9 protein-coding genes are annotated in these 13,695 nt (G+C 66.1%); 5 read left to right on the top strand and 4 right to left on the bottom strand.

All coding sequences use genetic code 11. The annotated features are described in order from the left end of the window. The first annotated feature begins 43 nt into the window (after positions 1-43). From ABIC65_RS06665 to ABIC65_RS06655, 3 genes are all read left to right on the top strand, one after another. Positions 44-3,382, top strand: a complete 3,339-nt coding sequence (locus ABIC65_RS06665) for a TonB-dependent receptor (RefSeq protein ID WP_354307634.1) — start codon at positions 44-46, stop codon at positions 3,380-3,382. Between the two features lie 90 nt (positions 3,383-3,472). Then, positions 3,473-4,612: a sensor histidine kinase gene (locus ABIC65_RS06660; protein WP_354307633.1), complete on the top strand. Its 1,140-nt coding sequence runs from the start codon at positions 3,473-3,475 to the stop codon at positions 4,610-4,612. Then, a complete protein-coding gene (locus ABIC65_RS06655; RefSeq protein WP_354307631.1) occupies positions 4,609-5,412 on the top strand; it encodes a LytR/AlgR family response regulator transcription factor in 804 nt (267 codons plus the stop codon). The genes ABIC65_RS06660 and ABIC65_RS06655 overlap by 4 nt, the downstream gene beginning before the upstream one ends. Positions 5,413-5,485: 73 nt before the next feature. Here ABIC65_RS06655 and ABIC65_RS06650 read toward each other — a convergent pair whose 3' ends face one another. The 3 genes from ABIC65_RS06650 to ABIC65_RS06640 form a co-directional block, all read right to left on the bottom strand. Further along, positions 5,486-7,996, bottom strand: a complete 2,511-nt coding sequence (locus tag ABIC65_RS06650; protein ID WP_354307630.1) for a TonB-dependent receptor — start codon at positions 7,994-7,996, stop codon at positions 5,486-5,488. 125 nt (positions 7,997-8,121) lie between these two features. Beyond that, positions 8,122-9,225, bottom strand: a complete 1,104-nt coding sequence (locus tag ABIC65_RS06645; protein ID WP_354307629.1) for an FUSC family protein — start codon at positions 9,223-9,225, stop codon at positions 8,122-8,124. A gap of 1 nt (position 9,226) precedes the next feature. Next, positions 9,227-9,952 (bottom strand): dienelactone hydrolase family protein, encoded by a 726-nt coding sequence (locus ABIC65_RS06640; RefSeq protein ID WP_354307627.1) that lies wholly within the window; start codon positions 9,950-9,952, stop codon positions 9,227-9,229. A 76-nt stretch (positions 9,953-10,028) separates the two neighbouring features. Between ABIC65_RS06640 and gpmA the strand changes: the two genes are divergently transcribed. After that, positions 10,029-10,715 (top strand): 2,3-diphosphoglycerate-dependent phosphoglycerate mutase, encoded by a 687-nt coding sequence (gene gpmA, locus ABIC65_RS06635; RefSeq protein WP_354307626.1) that lies wholly within the window; start codon positions 10,029-10,031, stop codon positions 10,713-10,715. A 130-nt stretch (positions 10,716-10,845) separates the two neighbouring features. Here gpmA and ABIC65_RS06630 read toward each other — a convergent pair whose 3' ends face one another. Continuing rightward, the gene (locus ABIC65_RS06630; RefSeq protein ID WP_436286717.1) at positions 10,846-12,387 is read right to left on the bottom strand and encodes an amidase; all 1,542 of its coding nucleotides are present in this window, start codon (positions 12,385-12,387) and stop codon (positions 10,846-10,848) included. Positions 12,388-12,548: 161 nt separating this feature from the next. On the opposite strand from ABIC65_RS06630, the gene ABIC65_RS06625 reads away from it, so the two are divergent. After that, positions 12,549-13,430, top strand: coding sequence for an AraC family transcriptional regulator (locus ABIC65_RS06625; RefSeq protein ID WP_354307623.1), 882 nt, complete (start codon positions 12,549-12,551; stop codon positions 13,428-13,430). The last annotated feature ends 265 nt before the right edge of the window (positions 13,431-13,695 follow it).

Here is a 13,695-nt window from a genome sequence, read left to right as displayed (position 1 = left end):
AGCGCCACGACTGGTAGCCACAGGCTAAAAAAGGGAACTCTCGATGCGAACGCACTATCTTGCAGGCGTGGCCGCTGCCGCGCTGCTCATTCCGGTTTCAGCACATGCGCAGGAAACCACCTCGACGATCCGCGGCACCGTGACCGCCAACGGCGCACCGGTCGCCGATGCGGCCGTCGTGGCGACCAATTCCGCATCGGGAACCCGCTCCACTGCCCGCACCGACGCGAGCGGCAACTTCAGCCTGACCGGTCTTCGTACCGGCGGTCCGTACACCGTTGAAGTCACCGCGCCCAACTATTCGAACGCCTCGATCACGGACATCTACACGGTGGCCGCACAGTCGTTCGATCTCCCGGTCGAACTCGTCGCAGAGGGCCAGGACATCGTCGTGACGGCCAGCACCGTTCGCGGTGCTCGCTCCATCTCTCAAGGCCCTGCGACCGTGCTCACGGCTGAGCAGATCGCCAACGTCGCCAGCCTCAACCGTGACATCCGCGACTTGTCGCGTCGCGATCCGTTTGCCCGTCTTGACGATACGCCGACGGGCGGCCGCGCGATCTCGTTCGCGGGTCAGAATGCGCGCTACAACCGCTTCAGCGTCGACGGCGTGCCGATCACCGACAATTTCGGTCTCAATACCGATGGCCTGCCCAGCCGCCGCTCCCCGATTCCGTTCGACGCGATCGGCCAGTTCCAGGCCAAGGTCGCACCCTATGACGTGCGCGAAGGCAATTTCCAGGGCGGCGCGATCAACATCGTCCTGAAGTCGGGCACCAACGATTTCCACGGCACCGGCTTCTATGCGCGTTCGGGCGACTCGTTCGTCGGTAGCAAGACCAAGAACGTCACCGTCAACGTGCCGAAGTTCCACGTCGACAATTATGGCGCCGAACTGAGCGGCCCGATCATCAAGGACAAGCTGTTCTTCATGGTCGCCGGTGAGCGCCTGCGCGGCGGCCGTCCGATCGTCGAAGGCCCGGTGGACAACAATGGCGGCACCGTGATCCCGGGCATTACCCAGGCGCAGGTGGATCGCATCAGCGCGATCGCCAAGAGCGTCTACAACTACAATACCGGCGGCGTACTGAACGACTCGGGCGACAAGGACGACCGCGTCGTCGCCCGCCTCGACGCGAACATCAGCGACAAGCAGCGCCTGTCGGTGACGTACACCTACGCCAATGACGCGATCAACCTGCTCAACAACACCTTCACCAACGCGCCAACCGGCCTGGGCCTGGCGTCGAACGCCTATATCCAGGGCAACCGCCTGCACACCGGCGTGGTGCAGCTGAACTCCGACTGGGCGGATGACTTCTCGACCGAAGCGCGCGTGTTCTACAAGAACTACACGCGCATCCAGGACCCGCTGTTCGGCCGCGGCTTCGCCCAGTTCCGCGTCTGCTCCAACGAGGTCTCGACCGGGTCGCTTACCGCCTGTGACAACAACGCAGCGATCGTCTCGTTCGGCCCGGACAATTCGCGCCAGACCAACCAGCTGAAGACCGACACCTGGGGCGGCATGTTCCAGGCGCGCGTTACCAAGAACGACCACGATCTGCGCATCTTCAGCGAAGTTGCGTTCGTGAACGTCTTCAACTCGTTCCTGCAGAACAGCGCCGGCAACTATTACTTCGACTCGCTCGCCGACCTGCAGAACAGGACTGCCAGCTCGATCACCTATGGGAACGCGATCCCCTCGCTGGTCCCGAACGATGCGGCCTCGAACTTCTCGTACCAGAGCTACACCTTCGGTGTCATGGATTCCTGGCGCGTCACCCCGACGCTGAACATCAGCTACGGCATGCGCTATGATCTGTACGGCATGCACGATCTCCCGGCACGCAGCGCGGCCTACACGGCGCGCTATGCCGCCGGTGCGATCGTCAACGGCCAGCTCCAGACCATCGGCGCCAACAACGCCAACATCTCCGGTCTGGGCCTCTTCCAGCCGCGCGTCGGCTTCGACTGGAAGCCGCTCCCGCGCGTGAGCATCCGCGGCGGCGGCGGCATCTTCGGCGGCGGCACGCCCGACGTCTATGTGTCGAACAGCTTCTCGAACACCGGCGTGCTGACCAACTCCATCAATATCAATCGCACCGCCACCGGCTTCTCGGGCGCGACGACTGACGCCACCATCGGCAACGCCGCGCTCTCCGGCGTTACCGGGACCTCGATCCCCGGCGCGGTGAACACCCTGCTGACCAACGCCACGGTGGCCACCAACGCCCCCGTCAATGCGATCGATCCGCACTTCAAGCTGCCATCGCAGTGGCGCGCGACGCTGAGCGGCGAATATTCGGTGAGCGGCTGGACCTTCGGCGCGGACTTCCTCTACTCGAAGGTTCGCGACCAGGTGTACTTCACCGACATCCGTTCGCAGCCGATCGCAGGTTCGCTGACGCCGGATGGTCGCCAGCGTTACCGGAACATCATCGATGGCGCCGCCAGCACCAACACCAACACCGACATCCTGCTGACCAACACCAGCAAGGGCCGTGCGCTGATCGGCGTCGCGCGCATCGACAAGACCTGGGACTTCGGCCTCAACATCAACGGCAGCTTCACCTATCAGGACGTGAAGGATCAGTCGCCGGCGACCTCGTCGACCGCGGGTTCGAACTACAGCAACGGCTCCTTCGTCGACCCCAACAACGTTGCCTATGGCATCTCGAACGATCAGGTGAAGTACTTCTTCAAGTACAGCCTGAACTACGAGCACGCGTTCTTCGGTGACTACAAGACCACGTTCGCGCTGTTCGGCGAATCGCGCATCGGTCACCCGTACAGCTACACCTTCCAGGACTTCGGCAGCGGCCGTTCCTCGGTGTTCGGCACCACCGGCGTCAGCTCGGGCACCGGTACCGGCGGCAACCGCTATCTGATGTACGTGCCGACGGTGAACGATCCGCTGGTTTCGTACAGCACCCCGGCGGTTCGCGATGCGGTGAACGCGTTCATCGATGCTTCGGGCCTCGGCAAGTATCGCGGTCAGGTCGCGCCGCGCAATGCGTTCCACTCCAAGTGGTTCACCCGCATCGATCTGCACGTTTCGCAGGAACTGCCGACCGGCCTGGGCAAGTCGCGCGTCACCCTCTTCGGCGACATCGAGAACTTCACCAACTTCCTCAACAAGAAGTGGGGCCAGACCCGCGAGTACGTGTTCCCGTACAACGTGGCGACGGTCCGGGTGCAGTGCCTGACCACCAAGGGCAACGCCGATGGTGCGGGCACCGTCGCGACCAGCGCCGCGCAGCCCTGCGCCCAGTATCGCTATTCGCCGGTGGGTGGCTCGGCCAACTTCACGGCGCCGAGCGATCAGATCTACGCGAACCAGTCGCTCTACTCGATCCGCATCGGCGCCCGCTTCACCTTCTAAGCGGCACGACCGATCCTTTCAGAATGCCGGGCGCCCAGCGCGCCCGGCATTTTTTTTGCCCCCTCGCCATCCCGATGGTACAGGCGCAGCGTGGCAAAGACTTCGCTTCCGCAGACCAACACCCGGACCTTGGGCCTTTCCAAGCCCGATCTGTTTTCGCGTCCCTTCTTCGAAGACAAGGGCCGGGCCTTCTGGATTCTCCAGGCGACCGGCTGGAGCGGCTATCTGCTGCTGCGCTCGGTATCTTCGATCTCGAACGGATTTTCGGTCGAGGGGCTGATCAAGGCGATCATCGAGGCGATCGTCGGCTATTGCCTGACGCTGCTGCTCTCCGCACTCTACGGCTTCTACCGCCGGCTGCCGCGCATCCCGGCGGTGCTGCTCACCCTTGCCACCCTGGGCGCCGCAACGCTGATCTATGCGGTGCTGGAGGCGTTCACCTATTCCTTCACAGCGGCCGAGGCGGGGATCACCGTCGCCCGCGTGATCGGCTACAGCTTCCTCACCTTCACGGTGCTGGCGGGCTGGTCGGCGCTCTATTTCGGGATCAACTTCTACCTGATCGTCGAGCAGCAGATCGACCAGATGCAGATCCTGGAGAACCAGGCCTCCAGCGCCCAGCTGGCGATGCTGCGCTACCAGCTCAACCCGCACTTCCTGTTCAACACCCTCAACTCGATCTCGACGCTGGTGCTGCTCAAGCAGACCGAGAAGGCCAACATCATGCTGTCGCGCCTCTCCTCCTTCCTGCGCTACACGCTGGCCAACGAGCCGACCGCCCACGTCACGCTGGCGCAGGAGATCGAGACACTGAAGCTCTATCTCGAGATCGAGAAGATGCGCTTCGACGAGCGGCTGCGGATGCATTTCGACCTCGATCCGCGCGTCGCCAAGGGCCGGCTGCCCTCGCTGCTGCTCCAGCCCCTGGTCGAAAACGCGATCAAATATGCCGTCAGCACACAGGAGGACGGCGCCGATATTATCGTTTCGGCTCGACTCACCGGAGACAGGGTGCAGATCGCCGTGTCCGATACGGGTCCGGGATTGATCGAAGCGCGTCCTAGGCCGACGCTTTCAACCGGCGTGGGGCTCGCCAATATCAGGGAACGTCTGGCGCAGGCCTTCGGGCCTGACCATCGTTTCGAGACACGAACGAAACCTGGGGAAGGTTTCAGCGTTGAGATCGAAATACCGTTCCAGCTTGAGGAACCGAACCGAGAGGCCGCATGACCATCCGTACCATCCTCGTTGACGACGAATCCCTGGCGATTCAGGGGCTCGAGCTCCGGCTGCAGGAGCATGAGGATGTCGAAATCATCGACAAATGCTCCAATGGCCGCGAAGCCATCCGATCGATCAAGACGCACAAGCCCGACCTCGTTTTCCTCGACATCCAGATGCCGGGGTTCGACGGGTTCTCGGTCATCCAGGGCCTGATGGAGGTCGAACCGCCGCTGTTCGTCTTCGTTACCGCCTATTCCGACCATGCCATCCGCGCCTTCGAGGCGCAGGCGGTGGATTATCTGATGAAGCCGGTCGAGCCTTCCCGGCTGGCCGACACGCTGGACCGCGTTCGCCAGCGCCTCACCGAAAAGCGGGGCGTGGAGGAAGTGGAAAAGCTGAAGGAGGTGCTCGCCGAAGTGGCGCCGGATGCGGTGGACGACATCGCCACCGGCGACGGCGCCGAGCCGGCCTCGAGCCGCTTCGAGAAGCTGATCAACATCAAGGATCGCGGCCAGATCTTCCGCGTCGACGTCGACACGATCGAGCGGATCGATGCGGCCGGCGATTACATGTGCATCTACACCGGCGACAACACGCTGATCCTGCGCGAGACGATGAAGGATCTGGAGAAGCGGCTCGATCCGCGCCGCTTCCAGCGCGTGCACCGCTCGACGATCGTCAATCTCGATCTGGTGCGGCAGGTGAAGCCGCACACCAATGGCGAATGCTTCCTGGTGCTCAATTCGGGCGCGCAGGTGAAGGTGTCGCGCTCGTATCGCGACGTGGTGGCGCGCTTCGTCCACTGAGGCGCCCTGCCCCAGTTAGCAAAAAAGGCCTCGCCCGATAGGACGAGGCCTTTTTCTTGTCAGCCGATTGCGATCAGAACCCGGCCGAAAACGTCAGGAACCATTGGCGCGGCGCGATCGGGTAAAGCGAGTAGCTGTTGGTCGCCGATCCCACCGAGATGGTCGACCAGCCCCCCACATCCGCCAGGTTGGTGACGTTGAGGCTCAGTTCCGCCTTCTTCAGCCGCACCATCTCCGCCGGCAGCTTGGCGGCCAGGCGCAGTGAGGTGAGGAAGTAAGACTTCACGCTGGTGTCGTTGGCATAGGTCGCATAGCGGCGGCCGACATAGTCGCCGGTCACCTGCGCCTCGAACGCGCCGAGCGACAGCGTCGCGACCGACTTGTTCATCCATTTCGGCGAGCCGGGCACCTGCTTGCCGCACGTCGGCACCACGCCGCCGGTCACCACGCCCCCGCCGATGCAGCCCGGCACCGCCGCGCCGATGCCGGCCGCGGTGGAGCTATAGTCGCTCTGATAGGTCGAGCTGTTGTACGAGACGGCGTTGTACAGCGACAGCGCGCGGCCGAAGTGCAGCGTGAAGGCGGCATCGACGCCGTCGGTATGCACGCTGCCCACGTTCACCAGGATCGAGGTGCCGCCGGTGATCGCGCCGCCGGCGATGCCGCCGGGGTTGGTGCTGATCGCGAGCAGGCGGTTGCTGAAGGTTACGTGGTAATAGTTCACCTGCGCGTCGAGCCCGCTCAGGACCCCGTCGAAGCTGCGGTGGGTGCGCACGCCGCCTTCATAGGTCCAGCTGGTCTCGGGCTTGCCCTGCTGGGCGAAGGCGTCGAACGCCGACTGGCTGCCGGTGAACCAGGGCGAGAGCGAGCCGCCGCCCAGATAGGCCATATATTGGTGCAGGTTCTTCTGGACGTTGAAGTAGAGCTGCTCATGGCCGTTCAGGTCGTAGGTCGCGCCGACCGAGGGCAGGAACCAGTTCTTGGTGTTGATCCGCCCGCTCGGCAGGTTGCCGGTCAGGCCCGAGAGCGAGCCCGCCTTGGGCTGCACCGGGAACCAGCCGTTCGCCCATTGCGCGCTGGTCTTGACGCCGGCCTCGACGCGGAGCTGCTCGTTGACCTTCCACGCGTCCTGCACATGGAGCTGAAGCACGTTGACGCGCGCCTCGCCCTGATACTGGGTGAACAGCGGGTTAAACGGGCGGATATAGGGGCTGCTGGAATCGGGGTTGTTGACATCCAGCCCGTACCAGCGGCGCCACTGGGTCGCGCTGTTATGCTCGAACCAGGCGCCGAGCTGGACCTGGTGCGCGCCGAGATCGATGTCGAGGTTGGAGATGCCGCCCTCGCGATCGATGCGATATTCGGTGGTGCGAGTCACCAGACCCGAGCCGCCCGTCGCCGCGACCAGCGCGGCCGAGGCGTTGGCGTTGGTCCCGTACTTGGGCCCCTTGCCATAGTTCGGGTCGAGATAAGCCTGGATTACCGTGATCGACTGGCCGAGCGGCCCCGCCACCACGCCGACGCCGTCGTTATGATGATAATAGCCGGTGTTGGACCAGGTGACCCGGTCGCCCAGCTTGGCATCGTAGCGGGCATAGGTCAGGTAGTCGGTGCGCTGCGCATCCGAATAATAGTTGCGATAATTGCCGCCCTGCGCGCCCGGCGTGTTGCCGAAGGCGTCCATATAGGCGCGCATGCCGGCGAGATCGGAATAGAAGAAGGGGCGGGTCCGCGGGGTGTAGAGCTGCGCGGCGGTCGCGGTCTTGCCCGGCGACGGCTGGAAGAAGCTGGTCGCGTCCTCGTTCGGCTCCTTCTTGTCCGAATAGTCGAAGAAGACGGTCAGCTTGCCGGCGGCATTGTCATGGACGAACTTGGCGTTGGCCTGCCAGCCGCCCTGAATGCCGTTGAAGTCCCAGGCGCGGGCGCGCTGGCGGACGCCCGAGACATAGGCGCTGTTCTCTCCGCCCGGTCCGAAAGCGCCGCTGTCGAGCCGCAGATAGGTGCGCGAGGTGCCGTAGCTGCCCACCGTCTGGTTGAACGTGCCGCCCAGCGTCTTGGCCGGATCGGCCGAAAAGGTCTCGACCGTGCCGCCGAGGTTGCTGGTCGACGCGGTGCCGAGATCGCCGGCGCCGGTGGTCACCACCACCCGGCCGACATTCTCCGAGATCACCGCGCGCTGCGGCGACAGGCCGTTATAGTTGCCGTAGCTCTGATCCCCGAGCGGGATCCCGTCCATCGTGTAGCCAAGCTGCTGGAAGTTGAAGCCGTGGATGAAGATCTGGGCGTTCTGCTCGTTGTTCCCCCAGGGATCGGCGGTGATGTAGAGCACGCCCGGCAGCGTCTGGATCGCCTTGAGCGGCGAGACGCCCGGCAGGATCTTCTGGATTTCTTCCGACGAGATCGCGGTCGCCGAGCGCGTCGTCTTGGCGGTGACGACGATGGTGCTGGCGGTATCGCTGTCGCTGCCGCCCTGGTCGTCGGTGGCGACGGTGCTGGTCTCCTGCGCCTGCGCGGGCAGCGCGGCGGCGGCAGTGAGGAAGGCGGCGACGGAAACCGTCGCGCGGAGTGCGTGGTGGAACTTCATGTGGCGACCCCCCAGGTCTGATGTTGCGGTTGCAAGCTGGGGGGCGGCTAGGGTCGCGATGTTTCAGTTCGGCGGCGTTTCGATAAAACTGGCGTGACGTTGCCTTTTTGCTGCGGTCGCGAAACTCACACGCCGCCGGGCTCGTCCAGCCCCTGCGGACTGCGCGAGACCGGAAGGCGACGGGGGCCGAGCCAGTGGCCGGCGAGCAGCACCGGCTCCAGCACGGCCATGCCGATCAGCACGGCGATCAGCCGCTCGACGCCCGGCAGCACGTCGCCATCGGCATAGCTGTCCGGCACCAGCATCACCAGCACGGCGAGCGTGAACTGGGTACCGACATAACGATAGCTGTGCGGCCCGTTCTCGATTCCCCGCCCGATCGCCACGCCGAGCGCGGTACCCGCGACCAGCATCGGCGCCTGGCCCTGGGCGAGGAACAGGCAGACCGCGGACAGCGCCGCCCCGGCGAGGCAGCCGACGAAGCGCTGGGCCAGCCGCACGCTCACCGGCACCAGCCCGCCCGCGCCGAGCCCATGGACCGGCACCAGCATCACCGCCATCACGCCCACCGCGCTCTGGGCGAGGGCCGGCAGCGCCAGCGCGCGCGCCACGCCGATCAGCAACGCCAACGCCACGCCTGCCTGCGCCGCATGGCGGAACGCAGCCGGGTGCCACAGCGTGATCTCCGGCGGCGGAGTGGGCGGTGCGGGCCAGCGCCGGCGCAGCGTGAGGGTCGAGACGATGCTCTCCGTCGCGCAGGCGACCGTACCCGCCACCGTCTCCAGGATGCGGGTAAGGACGAACTGGTCGAGTGCGGTCGCCGGCGTCTCGATCTTGTCGAGCAGCACCATCGCAAAGGTTAGGCCGAAGAACAGCCAGGCATAGGCCCGCCGTGCGGTGAGCGCGCGGTAGAGGCTGAGCGTGCCCACCGCCATCATCGCAAGGGCGCTGCCCATCCAGCTGGTCGCGACGAGCGGCGCCAAGCCCAGCGCGAGCAGCCCGCCCGCGACGGTGCCGACGATCCGCAGCAGGCCGCGGAGCACCGTCTCGCTGGCATGGCCGCGCATGACCATATAGCCGGCGAACGCCGCCCAGGCGACATTGTCGCCGCCGATCGCATGCGCCACCAGGATCGCCAGCAGCACGGAGACCACGCACTCGCCGATATCGACGGTGCGCGGGCTGATCCGCGCGATCAGGGCATTCCAGCTGGCTGCGATACGCGTCATCTCATCCGAACAGCTCGGTGAGGAAAGTGGTCATCGCCTGCCAGCTGCGGCGATCGGCCTTGGGCTCGAAGGCAACCTTCGGATTGTCGCCGCCCTTGCGGCTGACATCGGTGAAGGCATGGCCGGCATGGCCATAGGCGTGGAGCTGCCAGTCGGCACCGGCGTCGGTCAGCTCCTGCGCGAGCGCGACGGTCGCTTCGGGCGGGGCGATCGGGTCTTCCCAGCCATGGCAGACCAGCAGCTTCGCGGTGATCGGGGACACATTGGCATAGTCGGGCCGGTCATAGACGCCGTGGAACGAGACGCCGCCGAGAATCGGCAGTCCGGCGCGGGCCATGTCGAGCACGCACTTGCCGCCGAAGCAGAACCCGGTCGCAGCCGCGCGCTCGCCGTCCGCCTGCTCCAGCCCGACCAGCGCCGCCAGCGACCCCTCCAGCCGCGCACGCAGCAGGCCGCGATCGGCGTTCAGCTCGGCCATGTAACGGCCCATGTCCGGATCGCTGAGCGTCGTGCGCTTGCCCTGCCCGTACACGTCCGCGACCAGCGCGACATAGCCGAGCGCCGCCAGCGCATCGGCCTTCACATTGTCCTCTTCCTTCTGGCCGAGGATGTTGGGCAGCACCAGCACCGCCGGTCGCTTGCCCGAAACCGCATCGTCCCATGCCGCCACGCCTTCGAACGGACCGCCCGGGCCATCATAGACCAGCGTCTGCCGAACCAATGCCATGCCTGTCGTCTCCTGCGCTTGTCCCTGTCGGCCCTTTCGCTAAGGACGGCGACGCGCAGTTACAAGGAGAACGCCCATGCCCACCCTCGTCCTGATCCGCCACGGCCAGTCGGCCTGGAACCTGGAGAACCGCTTCACCGGCTGGTGGGACGTCGACCTGACCGAGCAGGGCGTGCGCGAAGCGACCGCCGCCGGCACGCTGATGAAGGAGAAGGAGCTCGACTTCGATCAGTGCTTCACCAGCTTCCAGAGCCGCGCGATCAAGACGCTGCACCTGGCGCTGGAGGCGATGGACCGGCTCTGGCTGCCGGAAGAGAAGGACTGGCGCCTCAACGAGCGCCATTATGGCGGCCTGACCGGGCTCGACAAGGCGGAGACCGCGGCCAAGCATGGCGACGAGCAGGTGAAGATCTGGCGCCGCAGCTTCGACGTGCCGCCGCCGCTCCCCGAGGCAGGTTCGCCCTGGGACCTGACCAAGGATCCGCGCTATGCCGGCATCCCGATCCCGCAGACCGAGAGCCTGAAGGACACGATCGCCCGCGTTCTGCCCTATTGGGAGCAGCGCATCGCGCCGGAGCTCAAGGCCGGCAAGCGCGTGCTGATCGCGGCGCACGGCAATTCGCTGCGCGCGCTGGTCAAGCACCTGTCGGGCATCCCGGATGACGAGATCGTCAGCCTGGAAATCCCGACCGGCCAGCCGATCGTGTACGAGCTCGACGCGGACCTGAAGGAAGTCGAACGCTACTATCTGAGCGAGCGGTAAGAGTGGCGCAATAGCCCCTCCCCTTCAGGGGAGGGGTTGGGGTGGGGCAGTGTCTCACCGAGACCAACGCACGTTCTGGAATCCCTCCACCCCAACCCCTCCTCCCAGGAGGAGGGGCTTAGTTTGGGTATCACCGCGGCCCCAGATCCGCCGGGATCGTCGCCCGGTATTTCGGCGCCACCCGCGCCTTGCTCGCCTGCTCGTACGCATAACCCGCGCGCAGCAGCAGCCCGTCCGCATGCGCCGTGCCGATGAACGACAGACCCGCGGGCAGCCCGTTGACCAGCCCCATCGGCACGGTGAGGTGCGGATAGCCCGACACCGCCGGCAGCTCGCTCGCCGAGGGCCCCACGAACTGGTCGCCATGCGCCGGATCGCTCAGCCAGGGCGTGCCATAGGTCGGCGTCACCAGTATCGCCGCCCCCGCCGCTTTGAGCATCGCGTCGATCCCCTCAGGCCCGGCCAGCCGCTGCGACTTGGCGCGCGCTGCCTTGTAGTCGGGATCGTCGAGCCCCTTGGTCGCCTCAGCCTTCAGGAAGGTCTCCTGGCCGAAGAACGCCATCTCCTCGCCCGCATGCGCTTTGTTGAAGGAAATCACATCGGCCAGCGTGCGGACCTTCACTGCCGCCGGTGTGGTCGCAAGATAGGCAGCGAGATCGGCCTTGAGCTCGGTATAGAGCACCAACCCCTCGGCCTCGCCCAGCCCATCCAGCTTGGGCAGCTTCACCTCGACCAGCGTCGCCCCCGCCGCGCGCAGTTCGTCCAGCGCCTTGTCGAAGCGGGCGCCCAGATCGTCCGCCATCTCCGGCCGCCAATAGCCGATCCGCATGCCCTTCAGCGCATCGGCGGCAAGCCCAGCCGCATAGTCCTTACGCCAGGCGTTCGCGCCCTTGGTCGCCGGATCGGCGGGATCCTCGCCGACCATCGCCGAGAAGAGCAGCGCCACGTCGGCCACGCTGCGCCCCATCGGCCCCGGCGTATCCTGGCTGTGGCTGATCGGCACGACATGCGTCCGGCTGACCAGCCCCAAGGTCGGCTTGAGGCCGACCAGTCCGTTCATCGCCGAGGGACATACCACCGAGCCGTCGGTCTCGGTCCCCACTGCCACCGCCGCCAGACTCGCCGCCGCCGCCGCGCCCGATCCGCTCGACGATCCGCAGGTGGTGCGATCGAGCGCATAGGGATTGCGCACCAGCCCGCCGACCGCGCTCCAGCCGCTCATCGAATGGTCCGAGCGGATGTTGGCCCATTCGCTGAGGTTGGTCTTGCCGAGGATCACCGCACCCGCCGCGCGCAGCTGCGCCACCACCGGCGCATCGCGGCCGGTGCGGTTGTCCTTGAGCGCCAGGCTCCCCGCGGTGGTCGGCAGCTCCTTCGTCTCGATATTGTCCTTGATCAGCACCGGCACACCGTCGAGCGGCCCCAGCGCCTTGCCCGCCTTGCGCCGCACATCGCTGGCACGCGCCTGGGCGAGCGCATCGGGGCTCACCGCGATCACCGCGCGCAGCGTCGGGCCCTTCTGGTCCATCACCGCGATGCGCGCGAGATAGGCGGCGGTCACCGCCGCGCTGCTGGTCTTGCCCGAGGCGAGATCGGCGGCGATCTTCGTTGCCGTCGCCTCCTCGACCTGCACCTGCGCCACCGCCGGGCAGGCCGCCGCCAGCGCCAGCATCGCCACACCCCAAGCTCGCATCGCATCCCCCTTTTGTCTGGTTCGCGAGCAGCCTAGCCTGTGCCGAACCAAGCGCAATCCTGCCCCGATGGACAATGGGCAAGATCGGTCGGGCGGACCGCACCCCCGCTCCCTAGGAAGGCGTCGCCACGGAGGAAAAGATGCAGACGCCGCTCGCCCGCTACCATGCCAGGATGCAGCGCGTGCTCGATCATGTCGACACGCATGCCGAGGAGGATCTCGACCTGGAGACGCTGGCGGGCGTCGCGGCGTTTTCGAAGCATCATTTCCACCGCCAGTTCAGCGCGCTGTTCGGCCTGTCGGTGCATCGCTACGTCCAGCTCGTGCGGATGAAGCGGGCCTCGTACCGCCTCGCCTATCGGCCGGGCGAGCCGATCACCGGCATTGCGCTCGACGCCGGCTACGAAGCGCCCGAGGCGTTCGCCCGGGCCTTTCGCCAGCGCTTCGGCCAGGCGCCCTCGCAGTTCCGCGCGGCGCCGGACTGGCACCCCTGGCACGCGGCCCTCGTGCCGCTCACCCAAGCAAGGAGCCAGACGATGCAGACCCGCTTTGCCCTCGACGACGTGACGACGCTCGATTTCCCCGCCACCCCGGTCGCCTTCCTCACCCACCGCGGCGACCCCGCGCTTCTCGGCGACACGATCCGCCGCTTCATCGCCTGGCGCAAGACGACCGGCCACCGTCCGCCGGCGAGCGCCACCTACACCATCTTCCATACCGACCCGCGCACCACGCCGCCGGAAGACTATCGCCTCGACCTCTGCGCGGGCGCCGCGCACCCGGTTGCGGACCTGGTGCATGGCATCGAACCCGGCCTGATCCCGGCGAGCCGCTGCGCGATGCTGCGGGTGGTACGGCATGCCGACGACCTCGAGCCCGCCGCGCTGTTCCTCTACCGCGCATGGCTGCCCGAGAGCGGCGAGGAGCCCGGCGATTTCCCGCTGTTCGCAAGACGGGTCGCCTTCTTCCCCGACGTCCCCGAAAACGAGGCCGTGACCGAGCTCTATCTGCCGCTCCGATAGCGCCCATGGTGCAGCGTGCGCCGCCGCGACCACCAGCGGTTGTGGCGGCGGTGATTCATCCCCCAAAATTTATTTGCAGTTCCATGTTCGTTCCCTTGCCTTTTGCGGAGGCGAGGAAGGTCCATGCGTCGCGACATGAATCGACTGTTAACCGTGCCACGAGCCGAGTCATTTCAGCGACGAGCCGTTGCAATCCTCCGTGATTTCCGCTCTTGTGCCCGGACTCGGATTGGCACAATCTGTAGTGGTCGCACCAAGGGGCAAG

This window comes from Sphingomonas trueperi (genome assembly GCF_040545665.1).
Classification (GTDB): domain Bacteria; phylum Pseudomonadota; class Alphaproteobacteria; order Sphingomonadales; family Sphingomonadaceae; genus Sphingomonas; species Sphingomonas trueperi_B.
The sequence above is the reverse complement of the archived record's forward strand: the minus strand, read 5'-3'. Positions and strand labels throughout refer to the sequence as shown.